General features: G+C 65.0%; 22 protein-coding genes and 2 tRNA genes. 13 read left to right on the top strand and 11 right to left on the bottom strand.

The annotated features are described in order from the left end of the window. Nucleotides 1-53 precede the first annotated feature (53 nt). From ACZ46S_RS00960 to parE, 11 genes are all read left to right on the top strand, one after another. A complete protein-coding gene (locus tag ACZ46S_RS00960) occupies nucleotides 54-1316 on the top strand; it encodes a glutamate-5-semialdehyde dehydrogenase (protein ID WP_464062991.1) in 1263 nt (420 codons plus the stop codon). A 9-nt stretch (nucleotides 1317-1325) separates the two neighbouring features. Further along, the gene (locus ACZ46S_RS00955; RefSeq protein WP_464062990.1) at nucleotides 1326-1943 is read left to right on the top strand and encodes a nicotinate-nucleotide adenylyltransferase; all 618 of its coding nucleotides are present in this window, start codon (nucleotides 1326-1328) and stop codon (nucleotides 1941-1943) included. 95 nt (nucleotides 1944-2038) lie between these two features. Further along, nucleotides 2039-2461 (top strand): ribosome silencing factor, encoded by a 423-nt coding sequence (gene rsfS, locus ACZ46S_RS00950; protein ID WP_295743792.1) that lies wholly within the window; start codon nucleotides 2039-2041, stop codon nucleotides 2459-2461. Continuing rightward, nucleotides 2458-2916 (top strand): 23S rRNA (pseudouridine(1915)-N(3))-methyltransferase RlmH, encoded by a 459-nt coding sequence (locus ACZ46S_RS00945; RefSeq protein ID WP_295743796.1) that lies wholly within the window; start codon nucleotides 2458-2460, stop codon nucleotides 2914-2916. Before rsfS ends, ACZ46S_RS00945 begins: the two co-directional genes overlap by 4 nt. A gap of 72 nt (nucleotides 2917-2988) precedes the next feature. Beyond that, nucleotides 2989-4503: a 2,3-bisphosphoglycerate-independent phosphoglycerate mutase gene (gene gpmI, locus ACZ46S_RS00940; protein WP_464062989.1), complete on the top strand. Its 1515-nt coding sequence runs from the start codon at nucleotides 2989-2991 to the stop codon at nucleotides 4501-4503. A gap of 1 nt (nucleotide 4504) precedes the next feature. Further along, on the top strand, nucleotides 4505-5698 hold the full coding sequence (locus tag ACZ46S_RS00935) for a murein hydrolase activator EnvC family protein (RefSeq protein ID WP_464062988.1): 1194 nt from the start codon (nucleotides 4505-4507) through the stop codon (nucleotides 5696-5698). Nucleotides 5699-5761: 63 nt separating this feature from the next. Then, on the top strand, nucleotides 5762-7135 hold the full coding sequence (locus ACZ46S_RS00930; protein ID WP_295743805.1) for a S41 family peptidase: 1374 nt from the start codon (nucleotides 5762-5764) through the stop codon (nucleotides 7133-7135). 207 nt (nucleotides 7136-7342) lie between these two features. Next, a complete protein-coding gene (locus ACZ46S_RS00925) occupies nucleotides 7343-7816 on the top strand; it encodes an RNA pyrophosphohydrolase (RefSeq protein WP_295743808.1) in 474 nt (157 codons plus the stop codon). A gap of 30 nt (nucleotides 7817-7846) precedes the next feature. After that, nucleotides 7847-8506, top strand: coding sequence for a dienelactone hydrolase family protein (locus ACZ46S_RS00920; RefSeq protein ID WP_464062987.1), 660 nt, complete (start codon nucleotides 7847-7849; stop codon nucleotides 8504-8506). Nucleotides 8507-8680: 174 nt separating this feature from the next. Further along, nucleotides 8681-9853, top strand: coding sequence for a patatin-like phospholipase family protein (locus ACZ46S_RS00915; RefSeq protein WP_464062986.1), 1173 nt, complete (start codon nucleotides 8681-8683; stop codon nucleotides 9851-9853). Nucleotides 9854-9925: 72 nt separating this feature from the next. After that, nucleotides 9926-11899 (top strand): DNA topoisomerase IV subunit B, encoded by a 1974-nt coding sequence (gene parE / locus ACZ46S_RS00910; RefSeq protein ID WP_464062985.1) that lies wholly within the window; start codon nucleotides 9926-9928, stop codon nucleotides 11897-11899. Between the two features lie 78 nt (nucleotides 11900-11977). On the opposite strand, the gene ACZ46S_RS00905 is transcribed toward parE, so the two are convergent. From ACZ46S_RS00905 to ACZ46S_RS00865, 9 genes are all read right to left on the bottom strand, one after another. Further along, nucleotides 11978-12289: a cupin domain-containing protein gene (locus tag ACZ46S_RS00905; protein ID WP_464062984.1), complete on the bottom strand. Its 312-nt coding sequence runs from the start codon at nucleotides 12287-12289 to the stop codon at nucleotides 11978-11980. 73 nt (nucleotides 12290-12362) lie between these two features. Then, entirely contained in the window at nucleotides 12363-12632 is a 270-nt protein-coding gene (locus ACZ46S_RS00900) for an HU family DNA-binding protein (RefSeq protein ID WP_008492525.1), read from the bottom strand. A 247-nt stretch (nucleotides 12633-12879) separates the two neighbouring features. Continuing rightward, nucleotides 12880-12955: transfer RNA gene (locus tag ACZ46S_RS00895), tRNA-Phe, on the bottom strand. A 48-nt stretch (nucleotides 12956-13003) separates the two neighbouring features. Next, nucleotides 13004-13078: transfer RNA gene (locus tag ACZ46S_RS00890), tRNA-Thr, on the bottom strand. 245 nt (nucleotides 13079-13323) lie between these two features. Next, the gene (locus ACZ46S_RS00885) at nucleotides 13324-14202 is read right to left on the bottom strand and encodes a Hint domain-containing protein (protein WP_464062983.1); all 879 of its coding nucleotides are present in this window, start codon (nucleotides 14200-14202) and stop codon (nucleotides 13324-13326) included. Between the two features lie 342 nt (nucleotides 14203-14544). Continuing rightward, entirely contained in the window at nucleotides 14545-15267 is a 723-nt protein-coding gene (locus tag ACZ46S_RS00880; protein ID WP_464062982.1) for a polysaccharide deacetylase family protein, read from the bottom strand. A 1-nt stretch (nucleotide 15268) separates the two neighbouring features. Next, nucleotides 15269-16153, bottom strand: coding sequence for an S-methyl-5'-thioadenosine phosphorylase (locus ACZ46S_RS00875; RefSeq protein WP_464062981.1), 885 nt, complete (start codon nucleotides 16151-16153; stop codon nucleotides 15269-15271). Nucleotides 16154-16294: 141 nt separating this feature from the next. After that, entirely contained in the window at nucleotides 16295-17539 is a 1245-nt protein-coding gene (locus ACZ46S_RS00870) for a DEAD/DEAH box helicase (protein WP_464062980.1), read from the bottom strand. A 276-nt stretch (nucleotides 17540-17815) separates the two neighbouring features. Next, entirely contained in the window at nucleotides 17816-20515 is a 2700-nt protein-coding gene (locus ACZ46S_RS00865) for a glycosyltransferase (RefSeq protein ID WP_464062979.1), read from the bottom strand. A 268-nt stretch (nucleotides 20516-20783) separates the two neighbouring features. Between ACZ46S_RS00865 and ACZ46S_RS00860 the strand changes: the two genes are divergently transcribed. Continuing rightward, nucleotides 20784-22082, top strand: a complete 1299-nt coding sequence (locus ACZ46S_RS00860) for a hemolysin family protein (RefSeq protein ID WP_464062978.1) — start codon at nucleotides 20784-20786, stop codon at nucleotides 22080-22082. A 135-nt stretch (nucleotides 22083-22217) separates the two neighbouring features. On the opposite strand, the gene ACZ46S_RS00855 is transcribed toward ACZ46S_RS00860, so the two are convergent. Together ACZ46S_RS00855 and ACZ46S_RS00850 are read right to left on the bottom strand one after the other, a co-directional pair. Then, nucleotides 22218-23582 (bottom strand): amidase family protein, encoded by a 1365-nt coding sequence (locus ACZ46S_RS00855; RefSeq protein WP_464062977.1) that lies wholly within the window; start codon nucleotides 23580-23582, stop codon nucleotides 22218-22220. Continuing rightward, nucleotides 23573-24556, bottom strand: coding sequence for a cysteine synthase A (locus tag ACZ46S_RS00850; RefSeq protein ID WP_295739475.1), 984 nt, complete (start codon nucleotides 24554-24556; stop codon nucleotides 23573-23575). Before ACZ46S_RS00850 ends, ACZ46S_RS00855 begins: the two co-directional genes overlap by 10 nt. A gap of 54 nt (nucleotides 24557-24610) precedes the next feature. On the opposite strand from ACZ46S_RS00850, the gene ACZ46S_RS00845 reads away from it, so the two are divergent. Beyond that, nucleotides 24611-25021, top strand: coding sequence for a rhodanese-like domain-containing protein (locus ACZ46S_RS00845; RefSeq protein ID WP_464062976.1), 411 nt, complete (start codon nucleotides 24611-24613; stop codon nucleotides 25019-25021). Nucleotides 25022-25024: the final 3 nt, after the last annotated feature.

Genomic DNA, 25024 nt, shown 5'->3' with positions numbered 1-25024 from the left:
TCAGTGTAACCCGCAGTTGATCTTCCCGCCAGGACTGGGCAAGCATGCGCGCCATGAACGCTGAGTCTGAGACATTTTCGCAAACCATGGATGAGATGGGTAGCCGCGCCCGGACCGCCGCTGCCGCCCTGGCCACCCAGCCAGCCGCCGCGCGCGATGCCGCGTTGCGTGCCGCCGCCGGGGCACTGCGCGATGCGGCGTCCTCTATCCTGGATGCGAATGCCAAGGACATGGCCGCTTATAAAGGCTCGGCGGCCTTCGGCGACCGGCTGCTGCTGAACCCGGCCCGGGTGGAGGCAATGGCCAAGGGGCTGGAAGAGGTGGCGGATCTGCCCGACCCTCTGGCCCATACGCTGGCCGAATGGACCCGCCCGAACGGGCTGCGCATCGCCCGCATCGCCCAGCCGATCGGCGTGCTGGGGATGATCTATGAGAGCCGCCCGAATGTCGGCGCGGATGCGGCGGCGATCGCGCTGAAATCCGGCAATGCCATCATTCTGCGCGGCGGCTCCGAGAGTTTTCACTCCGCCCAGGCGATCCACCAGGCCGTCACCACCGGCCTGCGCGCCGCCGGGCTGCCGGCGGATGCGGTGCAGGTCGCACCCTCGACCGACCGGCGCTTCGTCGCGGCGATGCTGGGGGCGGTCGGGCATATCGATCTGATCATCCCGCGCGGCGGCAAGACGCTGGTGGAACTGGTGCAGCGCGAGGCGCGGGTGCCGGTGCTCTCCCATGCCGAGGGGCTGAACCATACTTATATCCACGCGGCCGCCGACCCTGAGATGGCGCGCAGCGTGCTGGCCAATGCCAAGATGCGCCGCCCCGGCGTCTGCGGCGCCACCGAGACGCTTCTTATAGACGCCACCATCGCCCCGTCTTTGTTGCCGGTGCTGGTGGAGGATCTGAGCAAGCTCGGCTGCGCCTTCAAGGCCGACGCACCGGCGCGGGCCATCCTGCCTGCCCTGCCCGCCGCCGAAGAGAAGGATTTCGACACTGAATGGCAGGATGCGATCCTCAGCATCGCGGTGGTCGATGGGCCGGAGGGCGCGCTGGCGCATGTGCGCGCCCATGGCAGCGAGCATACCGAGGCCATCATCACCCAGGATGAGGCGGTGGCGGAGGCCTATCTGGCGCGCTGCCCGGCGGCGGTGACGCTGTGGAACGCTTCCACCCAGTTCTGCGATGGCGGCGAGTTCGGCTTTGGCGCGGAAATCGGCATCGCCACCGGCCATATCCATGCGCGCGGGCCGATCGGGCCGGAGCAGCTCACGACGTTCCGCTACGTGGTGCGCGGCACCGGCCAGACCCGCCCGTAACCGCCCCCGTTGCCCTTCAACACGCCAACCCATGGCCACCGGCACCGGCTGAAAATCGGGCTGCTCGGCGGCTCGTTCAATCCGGCGCATGAGGGGCATCTGCACGTGGCACGGGAGGCGATGCGGCATCTGGGGCTGGACCAGCTCTGGCTGCTGGTCTCGCCGGGCAACCCGCTGAAACCCGCGAACGGCATGGCGAAGCTGGCGGACCGGCTGGCGAGTGCCCGCAAGATCGCCGACGGCCGGCTTATCATCGCCACCGATATCGAGAGCCGGATGGGCACGCGCTATACCCGCGATACGCTGCGCGGCCTCAAGCGCCGCTTTCCGCGCGTGCGCTTCGTCTGGCTGATGGGGGCGGATAATCTGATCCAGCTGCCGCGCTGGGGGCGCTGGCAGGAGATCATCCATGCGATGCCGATGCTCGTCGTCCCCCGCCCCGGCGCCACCCGCCGCGCGCTGGCCGGGCGGGCGGCAAAGCGCCACCAAAAAGATCGCCTTCCCGCGCGGGCTGGGTTATGTCTGGCGACAATGCGGGCGCCGGCCTGGATTCTCCTGCCCGTGCGGGAGAACGCGGCCTCGGCCACCGCATTGCGCCGCAGGATTTTAGAAGGAACGCAGCCATAACGCGCACGCCCACCCGCACCCCGGCCAGCCGGGGCGCCAAAACAACCGCCCCGCGCAAGCGCGCCGCCAAGCCGGCCGCCGAGTCGGTTGCCATCATGCCCGGTACACCGCGCAAGAAAGCCGCCATCGCCGGCCCGAAGCGCAAAAAGGGTGAGGCCAAGCCGGCTCCCGAATTTCTCGACCGCCTGCAGGCCGTCATCGTCACCACGCTGGAGGACGACAAGGCCGAGGATATCGTCACGTTGGATCTGGCCGGCCGCGCCTCCTTCGCGGACCGCATGATCATCGCCACCGGCATCGCCGACCGGCAGATCGCCGCGATGGCGACGCATCTCTACGAGAAACTGGCCGAGGCCGGGTTCCGCAAGCCGCTGACCGAGGGCGCCACCGGCACCGACTGGGTGCTGATCGATGCCGGGGATATCGTCGTGCATCTGTTCAAGCCGGAAGCGCGCACGCTCTACGGGCTGGAGAAGATGTGGTCCGCCGAACTTGATGAGGCGGATAGCGAGGCTTGAGGCTGCTCGCCATCGGCAAGGCGCCGTCCAGGGCGCCGGAGATGGAGCTGTTTGCCCGTTACGCGAAGCGCATCCGCCCCGCGATGGGGCTGGTGGAGTTCGCGGACGGGCAAGGGGCTCCCGCCGAGATCAAGCGCCGCGAGGGCGAGGCCATCCTCGCCGCGCTGAAAGCGGATGAATTTCTGATCGCACTGGATATGGACGGCGCCGCCCCGGATTCGCCGGGACTGGCGAAGCTGCTCGCCGGCTGGCTGGAGCGCAGCAAGAAACTCGCCTTCGTGATCGGCGGGGCGGAAGGGCTGGACGCGCCGGTGATCGCCCGCGCCGGGGCCAAACTCTCGCTGGGCCCCCTCACTTGGCCGCATATGCTGGTGCGCCCGATGCTGGCCGAGCAGATCTACCGCGCGCAGAGCATTCTGGCCGGGCATCCTTATCACCGCGCCGGGCGGCCTTGAGCCCCCCGCCATAGCCAACGCGGCGCGCTTTCCTTAAACTCCGGCCTAGAAACGCTTCAGTTAAGGACTGCAATGGCCAAGAAACCCGTGATGCTGGTGATCCTCGATGGCTTCGGCTGGAACGAGTCGCCGCAGGACAATGCCGTCGCGCAGGCGCACACGCCGCATTTCGATGCGCTCTGGGAAACCTGCCCGCGCGCCTTTCTCACCACTTCGGGCCGGGTGGTCGGGCTGCCGAGCGGGCAGATGGGCAATTCCGAGGTCGGGCATCTGAATATCGGCGCCGGGCGGACGGTGATGCAGGATCTGCCGCGCATCGATGCCGCCATCGAGGATGGCACGCTGGCCAAGTCCGAGACGGTGCGGGGCTTCATCGCGGCGTTGAAGAAAAGTGGCGGCACCGCGCATCTGCTGGGGCTGGTCTCGCCGGGCGGGGTGCATTCGCACCAGGACCATGCGGTGGCGCTGGCGAAGATTCTGCACGCGGCCGGCATCCCGGTGATCGCCCATGGCTGGATGGATGGGCGGGACACCCCGCCCGGGGCCGGGCTGAGCTATATGCGGACATTCCTGGCCGATCTGGGCGATGCCGCGACGCTGGGCACGCTGGTCGGGCGCTATTACGCCATGGACCGCGATAAGCGCTGGGAGCGCGTGAGCCAAGCCTATGAGCTGCTGGTGGATGCCAAGGGCGCGCATTTTCCCAGCGCCGAGGCGGCGATCCAGGCCAGCTACGAGGCCAAGATCACCGATGAGTTCATCAAGCCCGCCGTGATTGGCGATTATGCCGGGATCAAGGATGGCGACGGCGTGATCTGCGCCAATTACCGGGCGGACCGGGTGCGCGAGATCCTCACCGCCTTGCTCGACCCGTCTTTCGACGGCTTCCAGCCGCGCCAGCCCAAGCTGGTGGGGGCGGTGGGCATGACCGCCTATTCGGACGCGCTGGCCCCCTTCATGCAGACCATCTTCGCGCCGCAGCGCATGGATGATCTGCTGGGCGGCGTCGTCTCCAAGGCCGGCCTGAAGCAGCTGCGCATGGCGGAGACGGAGAAATATCCGCACGTCACCTATTTCTTCAATGGCGGGGTGGAGACGCCCTTCCCCGGCGAAGAGCGGATCATGGTGCCTTCGCCGAAGGTCGCCACCTATGATCTGCAGCCGGAAATGTCCGCGCCGGAGCTGACCGAGAAGGCGGTGGCGGCGATCAAGACCGGGCAGTTCGACATGATCATCCTGAATTTCGCCAATCCGGACATGGTCGGCCATACCGGCTCGCTGCCCGCCGCGATCAAGGCGGTGGAAACGGTGGATGCGGGCTTGGGCAAAATCTGGGCGGCGGTGCAGGCGCAGGGCGGGGCGATTCTGGTCACCGCGGATCACGGCAATTGCGAGATGATGCGCGACCCGGAGACCGGCGGGCCGCATACCGCGCACACCACCAATCCGGTGCCGGTGCTGATCGCCGGCGGGCCGGCGGGGATCAAGCTGCATGACGGCATCCTGGCCGATATCGCGCCGACCTTGCTGAAGCTGATGGGCGTGGCGCAGCCCGCCGCGATGACCGGCAAGCCGCTGTTCGCCTAAGGTGAAGCCCGCGCGTCTGCTGCACCATGCGGGGCTGGCCGGGCTGTGGCTGGCGCTGGCCGGCCCGGCTCTGGCGAAAACCCACGCCCATCACGCCGCCCCGCACCATCAGGACAATGCAGACGCCGCCAAGCTGAAAGCCGAGCGCGAGGCCGCTGCCGCCGCGATCAAAGCGCATCAGCAGGCCGAAGCGCAGGCTGCCGCGCAGCAGAAGCAGGTGGCGCAGAAAGCCGCCGCCCTGGCCCAGCAGCAGGTGCAGGCCGCCGCCGTCTTGCGCGGGCTGGAGGACCAGACCTCGAAGGATGCCAACCAGCTCGCCATGCTCACCGCCGCCCAGAATGCCGCCGCCGCAAGGCTGGACCAGGCGCAGGCGGCGCTGAAGGCGCTGCTGCCGGTGATGCAGCGCCTCTCCGCCGCGCCGGCCACCACGCTGCTCGCCGCCCCGCAATCGCCGGTGGACAGCGTGCGCGGCATCGCCATTCTGCAAGGGCTGGCGCAGGAGGTCTCCGACCAGGCGCGGGCGGTGAAAACCGAGACCGCGACGCTGACCAGCGCCATCACCCAGGCGCAAGCCGCGCGCGAGGCGCTGGATGCCGCGGTGGCGGCGCAGCAGGCGGCGGAGGCAAAGCTCTCCATGGATATCGACCAGGCGAGGCAGGATGAGCAGGATGCGGCCGACCAGAAGGTCGCCGAGGCCGCCGCCGCCGCCAAGGCCAAGCATGAGCTGACGGATCTGGACCAGGCCATCGCCAATCTGGTGCCGAAGACCCCTGCTCCGGCGACGCCGGTGAACCTGCCCAGCGGCGGGGCGGGCGCGCCGGTGGCGGGGCATGTCATCCAGCCCTATGGCGCCGCCACCGTGGCTGGCCCGGCCACCGGCATTTCCTACGCCGCCGCCCCGGGGGCGCGCGTCACCAGCCCGTGCAACGGCACCATTCTCTATGGCGGCCCGCTCTCGGGCTATGGCCAGGTGGTGATCGTGGATTGCGGCGCCAGCCTCTCGGCGGTGCTGGCGGGAATGAGCCATCTCGACGTTTCGCAGGGCCAGCGCATCGCCCATGGGCAGCCGCTGGGCAGCATGCAGCCCTTCAGCGCGAGCGATCCCACCCGCCAGCCGCGCCTCTATGTTGAGCTGCGCCGGGGCGGCCAGCCGGTGGACCCTACGGCCTGGCTGGCGGCCGGCCACTCTGGATAATCCGGGCGGGATGCTATCTAATAGGGTCAGGGCGATACGCCCGGCGTTTGAAGGGATAAATATATGCGTTTGCGCGGTGGTTTGATGCTCGGCGGGGTTTTCGTGGTCGGTCTGGCCGCCGGATCGCTGACGCAGCCCCTCTCCCGCGCTTTCGGCGACAACGCGCCAAGCGACAGCACCTATCAGCAGCTCTCGCTTTTTGGTGACATATTGTCGCAGATCAAGCAGAACTATGTGATCGATCCGCCGACCGACAAGCTGATCTACAACGCCGCCAACGGCATGCTCTCCGGGCTGGACCCGCATTCCAGCTACATGAATGCGCAGCAATATTCGGATATGCAGGTGCAGACCTCCGGCCAGTTCGGCGGGCTGGGGCTGGAAGTGACCGAGGTGAGCGGGCTGCTGAAGGTGATCACCCCGATTGACGGCACGCCGGGCCAGAAGGCGGGGATCAAGCCGGGCGACATCATCGTGGAGATCGACGGCCACGCCACCGAAGGGCTGTCGCTGGACGATGCCGTCTCCAAGATGCGCGGCGCGCCGGGCACGCAGATCACCCTCACCATTAAGCGCAATGGCGTGAATACGCCGGTGCATGTCACCCTGACCCGCGAGATCATCAAGATCGACGATGTGAAGAGCAAGCTGCTCACCAGCACCGCCGGGCCGGTCGGCTATATCCGCCTCGACAGTTTCGATGAGAATGCCGATGCGCATATCCGCGCCGCGGTGAAGAGCCTGAACAAGCAGGCGCATGGGCCGATCCATGGCTATATCCTGGATCTGCGCGACAATCCGGGCGGGCTGCTCGACCAGGCGGTGGCGGTGTCAGATGATTTCGTCACCAGCGGCGAGATCGTCTCCACCCATGGCCGCCATTCCGAGGACGACCAGGCCTGGTACGCCCAGGGCAATGACATCACCAATGGCGCGCCGATCGTGGTGCTGACCAATTCCGGCACCGCCTCGGCGGCCGAGATCGTCACCGCCGCCCTGCAGCAGAACCGCCGCGCGCTGGTGCTGGGCACCAAGACCTTCGGCAAGGGCTCGGTGCAGACGATTATCCCGATCGACAATGAAGGCGCGCTGCGCTTGACCACGGCGCTGTATTTCACCCCGTCCGGCAAGTCGATCCAGGATTACGGCGTGACCCCGAACGTGACGGTGGCGGACAGCGCGACGCCGGAGGACAGCTTCGCGCAGCTGCGCGAGACCGACCTGCTGCACGCCTTCACCAACCCGACCCAGCAGAAGGCCGCAGCCCTGCCGCCGCCGCTGCCGCTGCCGCCGGTGGCCGCCAGCATTCCCAACAAGCCGCCCGCCAACTGGCCGAAATTCGACCCGACCAAGCCGGCGACCGACTTCCAGCTGCAGATGGCGCTGAAGCTGATCGCCGACATGAAGCCGGCCTCGACCACGACGGCGGCAAACTGACAAGAGTTTTTTGGTGCCGCTTTTTTGCAAAAAAGCGGCGAAAAACGCCGGGGCATATGCAACCAGGTTGCCAGCACCCCAGACGTTCTGTGGCCCTTTTTGAAAAAAGGGCCACCCCCTCCGGCGGCTTTCCACCGCTGCTATGCAGCGGCGGAACCTTGGCCGCCTCCGCCCAAAAACTTTTGCGAATTTAGGTGAGAAACTGCGATGACGGACAAGCCCTCCCTGCCCTATCGGCTCAATGTCGGCGTCGTTTTGTTCTCGCAAGACGGGCATGTTTTCGTCGGCAAGCGCAAGAATTACCCCGACGCCTGGCAGCTGCCGCAAGGCGGCGTCGATGAGGGTGAGGATTTGCGCGACGCCGTGCTGCGCGAAATGAAGGAAGAGATCGGCACAGACAAGGCCGAGATCATCGCCGAGCACCCGGACTGGCTGATCTACGACCTGCCGCCGGAGCTGATCGGGGTTGCCTGGAAGGGCAAATATCGCGGCCAGCGGCAGAAATGGTTCGCGCTGCGCTTCACCGGGCGCGATGAGGATATCGACCTTACCGCCGATGCGCATCCGGAATTCGAAGATTGGCGCTGGGTGAAACTCTCCGAGCTGCCGGCCCTTGCAGTGGCCTTCAAGCGCGACATCTATGAGACGCTGGCACGGGATTTCGCATCCCTCGCCGGCTGAACCGCCAGCCAGATTAAGGATCACCCGCCGATGATGACCCTCACCGCCGCAGACGGCCACAAATTCCACGCCTACGAAGCCGGAAACGTCAATGCCAAGCGCGGGCTTGTCGTCGTTCAGGAGATTTTCGGGGTCAACCAGCATATCCGCAACGTGGCGGAACGCCTGGCCGGATTCGGCTACCGGGTGCTGGCGCCGGCGATGTTCGACCGCGTCTCGCCCGGCATCGAGCTGGGCTATGACCAGGAGGGCATCGCCGAGGGGCGCGCGCTGATGCAGCAGGTGACCACCGCGCAGGCGCTGCTGGATTTACAAGCGACCGCCGCCGCCTTTGGCGAGGGTGAGCCCGTGGGTATCATCGGCTATTGCTGGGGTGGCAGCCTGGCCTGGGACGCGGCGACGCGAACCAAGAGCTTCAAGGCCGCCAGCTGCTGGTATGGCGGCAACATCGCCGCCACCAAGGACGCCAAGCCCAACTGCCCGGTGCAGATGCATTTCGGCAGCGAGGATCACGGCATCCCGATGAGCGATGTGCAGGCGATCAAGGCGGCGCAGCCGGGGGCGGATGTGTTCGTCTATGAAGGCGCGCAGCACGGCTTCGGCTGCGAGGCCCGGGCCAGCTATAGCCGCAAGGATTGGGAGCTGGCGGAGCTGCGGGCCCTGGCGTTTTTCGCCGAACATCTGCGCTGAGATCTCCCGCATCGTAGAGACGGCCGCCTTGGCGCCAGGGAGGCCGTCATTTCATCGATCCTTCTCGCATGGCCGGTTTGACAGATTGCCCTGGGATGGCATGATTTTCTGGACAATATAAGCGTCGCCTTAAATATTCGAGACCATTCGTCAGCCGAGAAGGATTGACCGCCCATGGATATGCTCTCCGATCCCAAACGCCCGCATCGCCGCCCTCTGGACCCGATCGCGCCGGTCGCCCGGCCGAAGGGCTGCGATGTGATTGGGCTGGTGCTGCAGGGTGGCGGCGCGCTGGGGGCGTATCAGGCGGGGGTGTATCAGGCGCTGCATGAGGCCGGGCTGGAGCCGGACTGGGTGGCGGGCGTGTCCATCGGCGCGGTGAACTCCGCCATCATCGCCGGCAACAAGCCGGAGCACCGGCTGGAGAAGCTGGAAAAATTCTGGATGGATATCACCGCCCGAGACCCGTACACCACCTGGTTCGAGGGCGATAATGCCCGCAAGCTGCGCAATGGGCTCTCGGCCATGCACGGCATGTTTTTCGGCCAGCCGGGCTTCTTCCGCCCGGTGCCGGCCTCGGGCTTCTTCGCCCCGCGCGGGGCGCGCTTCGCCACCGCTTTGTACGATACCTCGCCGCTGCACCGCACGCTGGAGAAGCTGGCGGATTTCAAGCTGATCAATGAGGGCGAAATCCGCCTCGCGGTGGGGGCGGTAAATGTCGAGACGGCGAATTTCGTGTATTTCGACAATGCCGAGCGCGACCTGGAGCCCGAGCATATCATGGCCTCCGGCGCGCTGCCGCCGGGGCTGCCGATGATCCGCATCGGGCGGCACCATTACTGGGATGGCGGTCTGGTCTCCAACACCCCGCTGCAGCATCTGCTGGATAATATCGGCTCGCAGAATTTGCTGGCCTTCCAGGTGGATCTGTTCTCCGCCCGTGGCGAGGTGCCGCGTGACATGCCGGAAGTTCTGGCCCGGCAGAAGGACATCCAGTACTCCTCGCGCACCCGCACCACCACCGACCATTTCCTGCAGACCCACCGGCTGAAACAGGCTTTGCGCGACGCGCTGGGCAAGGTGCCGGATAATGAGCTGACCAATGAGCAGAAGCAGATGAAATCCGATCTGCGCCAGCTCCCCGAGATCAATATCATGCAGCTGATCTACCAGCAGAAGGCCTATGAAGGGGATGCGAAGGATTACGAATTCAGCCGCATCTCGATGAAGGAGCATTGGCGCTCGGGCTATTACGACACCCGCAACACGCTGAACCATGGCGATTGGTTCACCTTCACCGGGGAGCCCGGCATACGCTCTTACGATCTGCACCGGGTGGGCGAATAGCGCTCCCCCCTTGCCTGCGCGGCACCGGCCATGGCAACCAAGACCCCCGGTGCAGCGTAGGAGTCGGCCGCGTTGAGTAGTGACCTGTTCGAGACCATCCCCGCCAAGGACAGTTATGGCGCGAAGGATATCGAGGTTCTGGAGGGGCTGGAGCCCGTCCGCCGGCGGCCTGGCATGTATATTGGCGGCACGGATGAGAATGCCCTGCACCATCTGGCCGCCGAGATTCTCGATAATGCCATGGACGAGGCGGTGGCGGGCCATGCCACGACCATCGAGATGCGGCTGGATGAGGGCAACCAGCTGACCATCCGGGATAACGGGCGCGGCATTCCGGTGGATGCGCACCCGAAATTCAAGAACAAATCCGCGCTGGAGGTGATTTTCACCACGCTGCATTCGGGTGGCAAATTCTCCGGCAAGGCCTATGCCACCTCGGGCGGGCTGCACGGCGTGGGCTCCTCGGTGGTGAACGCGCTCTCCTCAAGCTTCACCGCCGAGGTCGCGAAGGACCGCAAGCTGTACCGCCAGAGCTATGTGCGGGGCGTGCCGCAGACCGGGCTGGAGGAAGTGGGCGCGGCCCAGAACCGGCGCGGCACCACCATCGGCTTCGTGCCGGATACGGAGATTTTCGGCGCGCTGAAATTCTCGCCGGCGCGGCTGTTCAAATTATGCCGCAGCAAGGCGTATCTGTTCCGGGGGGTGAAAATCCGCTGGGCCTGCGACCCCGCGCTGCTGAAGGCGGATTCGGAGGTGCCGGCGGAGGCGGAGCTGCATTTCCCCGGCGGTTTGCGCGACTCGCTGACGGCGGAGCTGGGCGATGCGGCGCTGGTGCTGCCCGAGATCTGGGCTGGCGAGGCGAAATTCGCCCCGGTGAACGGCCAGGAGCAGGGCAAGCTGGAATGGGCGCTGGCCTGGCTGGAGCAGGGCGAGAGCAGTGTGGACACGTACTGCAACACCGTGCCCACCCCGCTGGGCGGCACCCATGAGGCCGGCATGCGCGCCGCCCTGCTGAAGGGCCTGCGCGCCTGGGCGGAGACGCGCGGCAATAAGCGCGGGGCGGCGATCATCGCCGAGGATTTGTTCGGGGGCCTGCGCGCCAAGCTCTCGCTCTTCATCCGCGATCCGCAATTCCAGGGCCAGACCAAGGACAAGCTGACCACCCAGGAAGCTACGCGTCTGACCGAGACCTCGCTGCGCGACCGCTTCGACCATTATCTGGCCGGCGATCCGGCGAATGCCGATAATCTGCTGGCCTATGTGGTGGACCGCGCGGAAGAGCGCATCCGCCGCAAGGAACAGAAAGACACGCCGCGCAAATCCGCCACCCGGCGGCTGCGCCTGCCCGGCAAGCTGGCCGATTGCGCCACGGAAAGCGCCGAGGGCACCGAGATTTTCCTGGTCGAGGGCGATTCCGCCGGCGGCTCCGCCAAGCAGGCGCGCAACCGCAACTCCCAGGCGATCCTGCCGCTGAAAGGCAAAATCCTGAATGTCGCCTCCGCCTCGGTGGAGAAGCTGAAACAGAATCAGGAGCTGAAGGACCTGATCGAGGCGCTGGGCTGCGGCACCGGCACATCCTTCAACCGCGCCAATCTGCGTTATGAACGCATCATCATCATGACCGATGCGGATGTGGACGGCGCGCATATCGCGTCGCTGTTGATGACCTTCTTCTATCGCGAGCTGCCGGAGCTGATCCGCCACGGCCATGTCTATCTGGCGCAGCCGCCGCTCTATCGTCTGACACAAGGGGCGAAGAGCATCTACGCGATGGACGATGCCGCGCGCGAGAAACTGATGAAGAGTTTCAAACCCGGCAGCAAGGTGGAAATCAGCCGCTTCAAAGGGCTTGGCGAAATGCCCCCCGCGGTATTGAAGGAAACCACGATGGACCCGGCCAAGCGCACGCTGCTGCGCATTGTCGCGGCCCCGGAGGCGCGGGCGGAAACCTCGACGCTGGTGGATAGTTTGATGGGCAAGCGCCCTGAGCTGCGCTTTCAATTCATCCAGGAAAATGCCGGCAAGGTGGAAGAGCTGGATATCTGAGTCAGGACCGGTTGCGCGCCGCTGGCGACAATCGGGACGGCCAGGCATCTGTCCCGTTATGGGACATTTAGCCTGGTATCAGCTCCTGAAATTCACTTCGTAAAGCAGCGTATCGGTTGCAAACCAGGCTTCGTGCCAGGCATTGGCCTCGAAATGAATCACCACACCAGGGCGAAGCGCAATCTCGCCCGATTCGCAAACCAGCCTGCCCTGCCCTTCTGAGATCAGCACGAACTGCTCGAAATCATGGGCGTGGCGCGCGGCATGGGTGCCGGCTTTCACCGCCACGCGTTTCAAATCGCCCCCCGCCCCGGGGATCAGGCGGCGATCCGCCTTCGCATCGCCATAAGGCGCGACATCGTTCCAGGCATAATGCAAGGTTTTCGGCATCTTCATCCCCCCGGCGCAGCGCATAAAAAAACCCGGACCTGGTCCGGGTTTCTTTTCGCAAATGCAGGTGCGATCAGACCAGCTTCTTCAGCGTCGGGGAGGCCTTGAAGCGCACGGTCTTGCCGGCCTTCACCTTGATCTCTTCGCCGGTGCGCGGGTTCACGCCCTTGCGCGCCTTGGTCTTGCGGACGGTGAAGGTGCCGAAGGACGGGAGGGTGAACTTGCCGTTCTTCTTCATTTCCTTAACGATCGCTTCGATCAGAACGGTAGCCGTACGGTTGGCGGCAACACCGGTGATCTCGGCGGTTTCCTGAATGACCTCGGCAATGAACGCTTTTGACATTATACGCGCCTTTTCCTGTTGATCGGTCTGGCCGGAGCTTCCGTGACCGAAGATTCTATGTTCAAACCAGGGACTCTTTGAATTTGCCCGGCTGGATGCGAAATATCTAGCCTCGGCCTGCGGAAAAGACCAGCCTTAAACCCCCTCGGGAGAAATGTTTTTTCAAAAAAAGCGTGGCGCTGCGTCGCAAAAAATCGTTGCCACACGAAACAATGGGGATTCGGCAGGATTCAGCGGGAAAGGAAAATGGTGCCCAGAGCCGGAATCGAACCAGCGACACTGCGATTTTCAGTCGCATGCTCTACCAACTGAGCTATCTGGGCCCTTGGTCCAGGCTGCCTAACCGATTAGGCCGCCCCGATCAAGTTCGCTGGTGCTGTCACTGGGAATTGAACCCAGGACCTCTTCATTACCAATGAAGTGCTCTACCCCTGAGCTATGACAGCGAAACCCGCGAAGGTGCGGCGCTTCCTAGCTTGTTGGCGTTGGGCCTGCAAGTCCCGCGCGGGAAGTTTTTCTGTCATCATCGGATCCGGGGGCATTTTCCTGTGGAAAATCCGCGCCCTAACCGCGGGTAACCGGCTCAACCCGCGGAAAACCGCCAGTTTCAGCCGATGCGGCGACCGGCATGAAAACGGCCGGCGGGGCGCCCCGCCGGCCGGATGACGGCCTCGCCTGGCCGAATCGCGCCTCAGGCGGCGCGGCGCTCGCGCAGGGCGCGCGGCAGCTGGCGGGCGGATTTCACCCGGGGCAGCGCCATTTCGCTAGCTTGTACCGGTGCCGGGCGCTCATGCCAGTTATCGAAGGCGAAAACCGACACCTGGTCCAGGAAGCTCTCCGCCGGCACCCCTTCGGCCAGCAGCAGCGCATGGTCGGCAAGCTCGACATGATAATAGCAGAAGCGCTCCGGCAGGGTCGTCTCGCGCCTGATGCTGGTGCCGTTGACCAGTGCGCCGGCCTCCACCAGCACGCCATCCAGCAGCAGCGCATGGTCCGGCGAGAGCAGCAGGTCGCGCCAGGGCAGGCCATTGCCCAGGGCGCCGGCGGCGATCCGCACGGGCACCACCCGCAGCCGGTCGGCGAAGCGGCTGGCGATGGTCCGCATCCCCACCCAGCTCACCGGCGCAACCCGGCCATCATGGCAGAGCACCAGATCCCCTGCCCGCAGCGCCTCGACCGCCACGCCGCCGGTGGGGGTGGCGATTTCGGTGCCGGCCATGAAGCAATAGGCCGCCGCGCCGCCATTGCTGAGGTCCCAGTTATAAGGATTGGGGTCGTTGGCGCCGCTGGAGACATGGATGGTGATCGGGGTGCCCCACAATACCAGCGGCGTGGTGGAAAATAGAAAATATTGCTGGGTCGTCGCATCCTCGAACACAAAGCCGATGACTTTGCCGCTGCCGGTGAGGGTGGCGGTGCCGATATAGACCTGCGTATCGGTCTGGCCGACGATGAAAAATTTTTCGCCGCCATATAAAATCGGCGATGCGTTGGGCGAGACCACTTGCTGCGGGCTCAGCTGAAAGGGCAGCCCGACGCAGACGTTCCCCCGCCCATCATTGTCATTCAACAGATAAAACGGGAACAGATATTCAGAGGGGTTGGGTGGCGTTTGATCGTCCGTGTCGCTTCCATCCCAACCGTCTGTGTCGGTTCCCCCCAGCCGTTTGTGTCGGTTCCATCCGTCATCACGAAGCTCCTCTTATAATTTAGACGACTTCGTGTTATTTTTTTAACGGATGTTATGAAATGATTTTCTTTGCCTTATCGCAACAAGCTTGAGTTAAAGGAAATTTTCCTGTTTGCTCAGTTCACGAAATAGTGAAGGCGGGATGTAGGCGCGTTGATCAGCCCGCAAACAAACCGCAGGCCGTTCATTTTTTTCGACATTTGGGAGTCAGACAGCGTTAGTTCAGCTTAGCCCAACGAACTGCGCGCCACTTTGTTGCAACGCGGCAAGCCCGGCGGCGATGCCAGCCCCGCTGGCGCGTTTGGGCTGGTTGATATGGCCTTCGATCACATCGCCATCCCGCGCCGCCTCGATCCGCGCCTGCACGATGGCGGCGGGCAGCCCGGCCCCTTCATCGGAATTCAGCGAATAGCCGGCCACGCGCACGCCCAGCGCCTCGATCAGCGGCACCACCGACGGGGTATAGAGCCCGGCGGCACCGCGATACCATTGCGGCACCCGCCCGGTGGCCTGGGTGATGGCCAGCGCCCCGCCATTGATCTCGGTCTGGATCGCGGGCCAGCTGCCGGCCACCTCCAGCCCATAGACGCGCCTGGTGCCCAGAATCGGCGGCAGATGCCGCGCCCCATGGTTCTCCAGGGTGAAGATGTCCTTGTGCTGGAGGAAATAGGCCAGCCCATCCGGGTTCATCCGCATCCAGACGGCGGTGACGAAGATGGTGGCCGGGATGCGGCGCTCGACCAGAACCGGGGCGATTCGCATGTCGAAATGGCCGGGGCAGCAATCCAGCGTCACCGCCACGCGGCGCGGGCCGGATTGCGGTTGCAGGCGCAGCACCGGCTCCACCAGGCCCTGCCTGTCGAGCGGCCCCAGCGCCAAGGGTGCCGCCAGCCCGGCAAAGAGCAGCTGGCGGCGGTTCAGCCCATCACCGCAGAGGCCGCACATATCAGGCCTTGAGCACGCGGCCGGCGACGACCTCAAGACGCTTCAGCGCCTCCGGATCGCGCGCCTCGGGGGCGGTGATCAGCGCGTAGGTCAGCGCGGTATCGCAGCCATGCGCGCAGGCTTCGCGCGGCGCGGCCAGGCGGGGGAGCACGTCCTTCACCAGGGCGCGGGCCTTGTCGGCATTGCCGAGCAGCACCTTCACCACCTGGTCGACGGTGACGGCGTCATGGTCCTCGTGCCAGCAATCATAATCCGTCACCATGGCGACGGTGGCGTAATCGATCTCGGCTTCGCGGGCGAGCTTGGCCTCGGGCATGTTGGTCATGCCGATCACCGAACAGCCCCAGCTGCGATAGAGATTGCTCTCCGCCAAAGTGGAGAATTGCGGGCCTTCCATCACCAGATAGGTACCGCCGCGCGTATGCGGCAGGTCCAAAGCCTTCAGGCTGGCTTCCAGCGCATCGCCCAGACGCCCGCAGACCGGATGCGCCATCGAGACATGCGCGACGCAGCCCGGACCGAAGAAGCTCTTCTCGCGGGCGAAGGAGCGGTCGATGAACTGGTCGACGATGACGAAATGCCCCGGCGGCAGCTCCTCTTTCAGCGAGCCGACGGCGGAGAGGGAGAGAATGTCGGTCACCCCCAGCGATTTCAGCGCATGGATGTTGGCACGGTAATTCAGCGCCGTCGGGGTGGTTTTATGGCCGCGCCCGTGGCGGGGCAGGAAGACGACCTTCTGGCCGTGGAAGGAGCCGACGAGGAATTCGTCAGAGGGCTCGCCCCAAGGCGTTTCGACCTTGACCCAACTCGTGTCGGTCAGACCGTCAATATTATACAGCCCCGACCCGCCGATGATGCCGATGACCGTCTGCTTCGTCTCACCCATAGCGCCACTCCGAAAAATCAAGTCCAAGAGTTTTTGGGACGCCCCGTTTTGCCAAAAGAGGCGCGAAAATGCCGCCTTTTTTGCAAAAAAGGCGGCACCCAAAAAATTTTTACGACTCTGCTTTAGAAGCAGTTGGCCGGTTCACGCAACCTTGCGCTTTTCCTGGTAAGGCGGGCGCTTCGGCTTGATCTTGCGCACCTGCATATCCGGATGGCGGGCCGGCTTCTTCACCGGCATCGCCTGCTTGGGCCGCTCGCCGCCCGCCACCTTCATCTTGATGCCGGTCAGCTTCTCGATCTGGTTCAGATAAGGCAGTTCGGTCGCGTCGCAGAACGCCACCGCCACGCCATCCGCGCCATTGCGCGCGGTGCGGCCGATGCGGTGCACGTAGCTCTCCGGCTCATTCGGCAGCTCGAAATTGATCACGTGCGAAACCGCATTCACATCGATGCCGCGCGCCGCGATATCGGTGGCGACCAAAGCGCGCACCTCACCGGCCTTGAACGCATCCAGGGCGCGCTGGCGCTGATTCTGGCTGAGATTGCCGTGCAGAGCGGCGGCCGAGATCTTGGAATTGTTCAGCATCAGCGCCACGCGGTCGGCGCCGCGCTTGGTGCGGGTGAACACCACGGTCTTGGAGAATTCCGGCTGGTGCAGCAGCTTGATCAGCAGATTGCGCTTCTCCGGCCCTTCCGCGAAATACACGCTCTGCTCGATGCGCGACGGGGTGGAGGCCACCGCCTCGATTTCCACGCGCACCGGCTCACGCAGCAACCCGTTGGCGAGCTTGGCGATTTCGGCCGGCATGGTGGCGGAGAACAGAGCCGATTGGCGGCGGGCGGGCAGCGCGTTCACCACCTTGCGGATATCCGGCATGAAGCCGAGGTCCAGCATGCGGTCGGCCTCGTCCAGCACGAAGAACTGGCACTGGTCGATGACCAGCTCGCGGGTGTTCATCAGATCCACCACGCGGCCGGGGCAACCCACCACGATGTCGGCGCCGCGCATCATCCGCTGCACCTGGCCGAAGCGGCTGACGCCGCCGACGATGAGCACCGTGCGCAGGCCAAGCCCGGCGGCGAATTTCTTGATTTCCTGCTCGATCTGCACCGCCAGCTCACGCGTGGGGGCCAGCACCAGGGCGCGGGTGGAGAAGCGCTTGCTGTGCAGGCGGTCGGTCATCGCGTTGATCATCGGCAGGGCGAAGGCGGCGGTCTTGCCGGTGCCGGTCTGGGCGATGCCAAGAACGTCACGCCCCTCCAGCGCATGGGGGATGGCCTTCGCCTGGATGGGGGTGGGCTTGATGAAGCCCGCCGCCGTCAACGCCCCCAAAATCGGGGAGGCCAGGCCAAAACTCTCAAAGGTCAAATCAGTCAAAACAAACATCTCCACCGCCGAAGGCCCATGCCCTGGCGGTCAATGTCCGGTATCCCATGCGCGAATCTGGAAAAGGACGGTGCAAAACAGCCCGTAAAGGGCGTCCCCGCCCCGTATAAAGCCTGTGCCGCCATGTCTCGTTCGCGCCATGGCGGCAGGTGAATATCCCTTAGCCTTGCCGGGCGCGCCGACGCAAGCCCGCCATTTGCAAGGCTGTATCGCGTTGCAACAAAAAACCCTCCCGCCTTGCAGCGGGAGGGTCTGTTTCAGCCGGTGAGTGGGGGGTTAATCACCCGCCGCCGGGTGCATCACCGGGGCCTTCACCGGCTTCACCGCGGGGGCGGCGACCAGCTTCGGCGCCTTGGCCGGAAGGGCGGCCAGAATGGAGACGCCGACCGAGGCCAAATAGGGCATCGACTGGGTGAACAAAACCGCCACCCACAGCTTGGTCTCCAGCGTCGCCCAGTGATGGCCAAAGCCAACGCCCAGCGCCGCACCCCAGGTCAGAGCCAGGATCACCAGCTCCTCGCGGGCCATCACCAGACCCTGCACCAGGGCCGGGGCGTTCTCCATCTTCGGCGTGCGCAGGAAGGGCAGCGAGTTGGTGAACAGGCCTTTCCACACCGCCTTGCCGATGGAGTGGCTCAGCGCCAACCCGGCCACCGCCGCACCCACCCGGTCCCAGAAGCCACAAGGCACGCGGCTCTTATAGAGGGCCAGGATCTGCACGATCTTGAAGCCGAACAGGAAGATCGAGGGCAGCATGAACAAAGCGATCGGGAATTCAAACCGCACCGGATCCAGGATCAGCCCGGCGGACCAGACCAGACCCATGGCCAGGAAGGCGATCCCCAGCGCATCGCCGAACCAGGGCAGCCAGCCGGTGATGAAGTGCCAGCGCTGGCCGGCGGTCAGCTCCTTGTTCAGCGGGTTGAACAGAGCGGCCGCATTGCCGCGGACAATCCGCATCGCGCCGTAAGCCCAACGGTAACGCTGCTTGCGGAAGGCGTTGTAGTCGTCCGGCATCACGCCTTTGCCGAAGCTCTTCTTGGAATAGACCGCCTCGTACCCGGCGCGGAACAGGCGCAGACCCAACTGGCTGTCCTCGCAGATGCACCATTCAGCCCAGCCATTCTCGTTCTGCAGCGCTTCCTTGCGGATCAGTGTCATCGTGCCGTGCTGGATGATCGCGTTGCGCTCATTGCGGGTGACCATGCCGGTATGGAAGAAGCCGGCATATTCCCAGAACATCATGCGCTTGAAGATCGAGCCGTCATTATCCCGGTAATCCTGCGGGGACTGGGTGAAGCCCACCGCCGGGTCGTCGAAGGCCGGGGCCATCGAGCGCAGCCAGTCCGGCTCAACCAGATAGTCACTGTCGATCACGCCGATCACCTCGGCATCCGGGGCGGTCTCACGCAGGGCGAAATTCAGCGCGCCGGCCTTGTAGCCTTTGTACTTGCCCAGGGTGAAGAAGCGGAATTTCGGCCCCAGCCGGGCGCAATGCTCAGCCACCGGCTCCCAGACAGCCGGGTCCATGGTGTTGTTGTCGATCACCAGAACCTCGAAGCGGTCATAATCCAGCGCCGCCAGGCTATCGAGGGTCTGCTTCACCATGTGCGGCGGCTCGTTGCAGATCGGCAGATGGATGGAGACCTTCGGCAGCTTGGCGCCAGCCGGGGCGGGCATCGGTTCAAAATGCCGCTTGGCGACGCGGCCGAAGATGGTCTCGACCAGATCGAAGCTGTCAGCCACCAGCAGGAACAGCAGCAGCCCCTGCCCCAGCGCCAGCCCGCCCCACACCGCGGCGGCCCCCAGCGAGAGATAGGTCTGGCCCATATTCATCAGCAGCATCGCCAGCGTCGCGGTGAAGCCTTCCACCAACGCCGCGAAGAGCAGCTTGCCGGTGAAGCGGATGTCAGGGCGGCGGGAGAGCAGCGCCATGGTGGCGAGCAGGCTGGCCAGCGCCGCGCCGGCGGCGTACCAGATCCATTCCGGATGGTTCCAGACCGGGCCGGTCAGCGACCATTTCTGGTGGCGGCCCAGCGTGAACATGCCCCAATAGCCGGCGGCACGGCCCTCAAAGCTGGTCTTCCAGGGTTGGTCGAACGCTTCCATCACGAAGTAATCGAGATGCTTCTGCTGGGCGAGGTTGAAGAAATCGCGCAGGAAGCGGGCCTGGTTGATGTTGTTGGCGCGCGCCGCGCCGATATCGATACCGTCAGACGGCCAGCCGATTTCGCCGATCACGATCTTCTTGTTCGGGTACATCTTATGGACCGCCTCATAGCGGTTCATGCTGTCCTGCACGGCGATCTTCTCCGGCACGCCTTCCCAGTAGGGCAGCAGATGCACGGTGATGAAATCAACCGAATTGGCCAGCTCCGGATGCTTCAGCCAGACATGCCAGGGCTCGGCGGTGGAAACCGGCACATGCACCTGCTTCTCAACCGAACGAATCTCGGAGACCAGTTCCGGCACGGTCTGGTCGCCACGCAGGATGGTCTCGTTACCGACCATCACCTGCTTCACGTCCGGGTTGGCGTTCGCCACCTGCACCACCTTCGCCAGCTCCTTGGCGTTGGCCTCGGGGTGACGGTCCAGCCAGGCGCCGAGTGTCACGTTCAGCCCCATGCCCTGCGCCAGCGCCGGGATCTGCCCGAGATCGCCCTCGACCGTGTAGGTGCGGATATTATGGGTGTGCTTGGCCGCCAGCGCGAGGTCGGACTTGATCTGCGCCGTCGTCGGGTAATCGCCGGTCTGCGGGCTCTCGCCTTTATGGAAGGGCGAGAAGGCGAAGCCGCCGATCTCTCCGGTGTAAGGCGCGATATTCGTCGCCGGGCGGTTGATGCCGGCCCAGATCCCGAACGCGACCACACCCACGCCGATGGCGGCCGCCCATGAGCTGGGGGACGCCCAGCCCTTGCGGGCCTTGCGGGTGGAGATCAGCGCCGTCTGGCGGCGAATTTGCGACTGGTACGTCATGGCGATGTCCAAGCGATGTCCAAGCTGCGTCCCGGGAAAATCCCCGGATCGAGAGGCAATATGATCGTCCAGTGCGGCAGGTGCTGGGCGCGAATGTGGCCCAACTAAGGCAAACAAAATTTAATCTTGTAACCAGATGTAGGAAGGATTTACTCAAATTCCCCTTCTTTTGAAGGCGTTGTCTGGACAGCTTCACTTACGCTTTCAACAGCGCGCCCAACTTCATGGCATAATCGCGTCGGCTGCCATTCCGCGCTAGAAGCGGGCCATGCCTTTGATCGTGCAAATTCTGATTCTCGTGCTTCTGGTGGTTCTCAACGGCGCCTTCGCGCTGGCGGAGCTGGCGCTGGTCTCCTCGCGCCGGGCGATGCTGACATTGATGGAGCGCCAGGGGCTGCGCGGCGCCACCAAGGCGCGGATGCTGGCGGATGACCCGCAGAGCTTCCTGCCCACCACCCAGTTCGGCATCACGTTGGTCGGCATTCTCACCGGCATGTTCGGCGGCGACCAGCTGGGCGAGCGCATGCAGGGGCCGCTGCGGCATGTGCCCTATATCGCGCCTTATGCCGGGCCGGTCGGCGTCGTCGTCACCGTTCTCGTCATCACCTATCTCACTTTGGTATTCGGCGAGCTGGTGCCCAAGCAGCTGGGTCTGCGCCACCCGGAGCGGCTGGCGGTGGTGGTGGCCGGGCCGGTCTCGGTGCTGGCGAAAATCGCCGCCCCGGCGATCTGGCTGCTGAGCCGCACCACGGACCTCGTGCTGCGCCTGTTCGGCCCGACCCAGGAGGACCGGCGCGGCGTTTCCGAAGAAGAGCTGAAGGCGATGCTGGTGGAAGGTGCTGAAACCGGCGTGCTGGAAACCGAGGAGCGCGACATTATCGAGCGCGTGCTGCGCCTGGCGGACAAGCCGGTACGCGCGATCATGACGCCGCGCACCGAAATCGTCTGGATCGACCGCTCCGCCGGGCGCGAGGACATCATCGCCCGGCTGCGCGCCGCGCCGCATTCACGATTCGTGGTGTGCGACGGCTCGGTCGATAATGTCACCGGCATCATCCTGGCGAAGGATGTGCTGGACCGCGTGCTGGGCAAGCAGGAAGGGCCGATCATCTCCTCCGTGCTGCGCCAGCCGATGGCGATCCCGGATTCGGTCTCGGCGCTGGACGCGCTGGAGCGGCTGAAGGCGGATGCGCTGGGCATGGCGCTGGTGTTCGATGAATATGGCAGCTTCGAGGGGGTGGTGACGGCGGCGGACGTGCTGGAGGCGATTGTCGGCGATGCCGAGGATACCGGCCCCTCCTCCTATATCGAGCCGCCGGCGGACAGCGCCTATGAGCTGGACGGGCTGACCCCGGTGGACGAGACCAAAGCCAGGCTGCATCTGCCGGATCTGCCGAGCGAGGGCAGCTATCACACGCTGGGCGGGCTGATTCTGGCGCTGCTGCTGCGCCCGGCGGCGAAGGGCGATGCGATTTTGTTTGGCGGCTGGAAGTTTGAAGTGACGGAGATGGATGGGCGGCGGATTGAGCGGGTGCGGGTGACGAAGGAAGCCGCCGAAAATTCGTGAAAGTTTTTTGGGGCCGACCCTTTTTTTCAAAAAAGGGTCGGAAAACATTTGGGGTGGTGCTACGTCGTCGTCAACACCCCAAGCATTTCGCGGCCCTTTTTGAAAAAAGGGCTGCACCCCAAAAACTTTTGCAACTTATCCTAAGGCGACTTCCACCGCCCGCGCCACCTTCAGCACCACATCATCGCGATAGAGCGGCGCCGCAATCTGCACTGCCGTCGGCAAACCCGCTGCATCCACGCCCATCGGCAGCGACAAAGCCGGTTGCCGCGTCAGGCTGAACAGCATCGTCCAGCTCGCCCAATGCTGCAGCAGCGCTTCCACCGCATCGCCATATTCGGCATCCACGGGCGGCGCGCCGTGCGGCACGGCGGGGCAGATTATGGCGTCCACCTCCAGCATCGCCATCGCATGCGTCGCCTCCACCCGCCCGGCTTCGGCGGCCAGCAGATCCAGCCCCGGCACGTTCATATAGCGCTCCGCCAGTGCCAGCAGCCCGGGATCGACCAACCCCAACCGCGCCTGCGGCACACCCGCGACGGTCTTGGCCAACCCCGCCCCCCATAGCGTCGAGAAGATCGCGCCGCTATCGGGCAATGCGGGGGCGATCTCGACAATCTGCGCCCCCTGTTCGGTCAGGATCGCAGCCGCCTCCTCCACCGCGCCCCAGCAGGCCGCATCGGCCGGCGCATCGAAGCCGGGCCGGCGCAGAATACCGATGCGCAGTCCCTTCACCCCTTCCTCCAGCCCGGCGCCATAATCGCGCGCTGGTTCCGGCAGCGAGAACGGATCCGCTTTCTCAAACCCCGCCAGCACCGAGAGCAGCAACGCCGCATCGCGCACCGAGCGGGTAATCGGCCCGGCCACCGCCAGCGGGCCGAAGGCGCCCAGCTTCCATTGCGGCACGCGGCCGAAGCTCGGCTTCAACCCGACCACGCCGCTCCAGGCGGCGGGAATGCGAATCGAGCCGCCGCCATCCGTGCCCACATGCAGCGGCCCGAAAAACGAGCCGGCTGCCGCCGCCGCCCCGGCCGAGGAGCCACCCGGCGTATGCGCCACATTCCACGGGTTGCGGGTGATGCCGTTGAGCGGGTTATCGCCCGGGCTTTTCCAGCCGAACTCCGTGCTGGTGGTTTTGCCGATGATCACCGCCCCGGCCGCGCGCAGCCGCGCCACCAAGGGCGCATCCTGCGCCACCGGCGCCGGATCGGTCGTCTTGCTGCCGCGGCGCGTCGGCAGGCCGCGCACATCGATCAGATCCTTCACGCTCACCGGCACGCCTTCCAGCGCCCGCGCCTGCCCGGCCTGCCAGCGCGCGGTGCTCTCGCGCGCCGCATCCAGGGCCGCGCTGTTGAGCGTGGCGAAGGCGTTGATCTCGGGATTGCGCCGGGCGATGCGCTCAGTAATACCCTGCAGCGCCTGCAACGGCGTCAGCGCGCCGGTGCGGTAGGCCTCCAGCAATTCGCCGGCATCCAGAACCGGCGCGTCATTCACATCCATGGCGGCACCGGCAGGTTCTTCGCACGCAGGAAATCCGGGTTGAACAGCTTGCTCTGATAGCGCGCCCCGCCATCGCACAGCACGGTAACGATGGTGTGCCCCGGCCCCATCGCCTTCGCCACCCGGATTGCCGCGGCGACATTGATGCCGGCCGAGCCGCCGATGGAGAGCCCCTCATGGATCATCAGATCATAGACCTGCTCCAGCGCCTCAGGATCGGGGATTTTCTCCGCATCGTCGATCGGCGCGCCATTCAGGTTTTCCGGCACGCGGGACTGGCCGATACCCTCGGTGATCGAGGAGCCGGTGACGGTGAGATCGCCGGATTTCACCCAGCCATAAAGCCCGCTCCCCTCCGGGTCCGCCAGCACGATTTTAACCCCCGGCTTGCGCTCCTTCAGCGCCAAAGCCACCCCGGCCAGCGTGCCGCCGGTGCCGCAGGCGCAGGTGAAAGCGTCGATCTTCCCCCCCGTCTGCGCCCAGATTTCTGGGCCGGTGGTGGCGCGGTGGCCCTCGCGATTGGCCAGATTATCGAACTGATTGGCCCAGACCGCGCCCATTTCTTCGGCCAGGCGGCGCGAGACATGCACGTAATTCCCCGGATCCTTGAAGGGCTTGGCCGGCACCAGCCGCAGATCCGCGCCGATCATGCGCAGGAAATCGATCTTCTCCTGGCTCTGCGTCTCCGGCATCACGATCACGCTCTTATAGCCCAGCGCATTCGCCACCAGCGTGATGCCGATGCCGGTATTGCCGGCCGTGCCCTCGACGATGGTGCCGCCAGGCTTCAGCAATCCGCGCGCCTCGGCATCCCGGATGATGGCGAGCCCCGCCCGGTCCTTCACCGAACCGCCCGGCGAGCAGAACTCCGCCTTGCCCAAAATCTCACAGCCCGTGAGGGCGGAGGCGCGCTTGAGCCTGATGAGGGGGGTATTGCCGATCGCCCCGATCAACCCGTCCGCCACTGTTTCCATCCGTTTCCGTCCTCGCTATGGTTGGGCCCAAAAGGCTAACGCCTGGAGGGTATTATGATCGAAGATGTGGCCCCGCGACAGGTCTGGGAAGCGCTGATGAGCAATCCTGATGCGCTGCTATGCGATGTGCGCACCAATGCGGAATGGAGCTTCGTCGGCGTGCCGGAGCTGAGCCAGGCCGGCAAGCAGACATTGCTGATCCAGTGGCAGCTATTCCCCAGCATGCAGCCCAACCCGAACTTCCTGACCGGGCTGAGTGCCGCGCATGCCGGGCATGAGGCTCATATCTATTTCATCTGCCGCTCCGGCGCACGCTCCATGGCCGCCGCCCAGGCCGCCAAGGCGGCCGGGTTCAAACATGTTTATAATGTGAAGGACGGTTTCGAGGGCCCACTCGACCCGCGCGGCCATCGCGGCCTGGTGGCGGGATGGAAAGCGGATGGGCTGCCCTGGAAGCAGGGGTAGGAT

The sequence above is a fragment of the Acidocella aluminiidurans genome (genome assembly GCF_055383125.1).
Note: the sequence above shows the minus strand (reverse complement) of the source record. Positions and strands in the feature narration are given on the sequence as shown.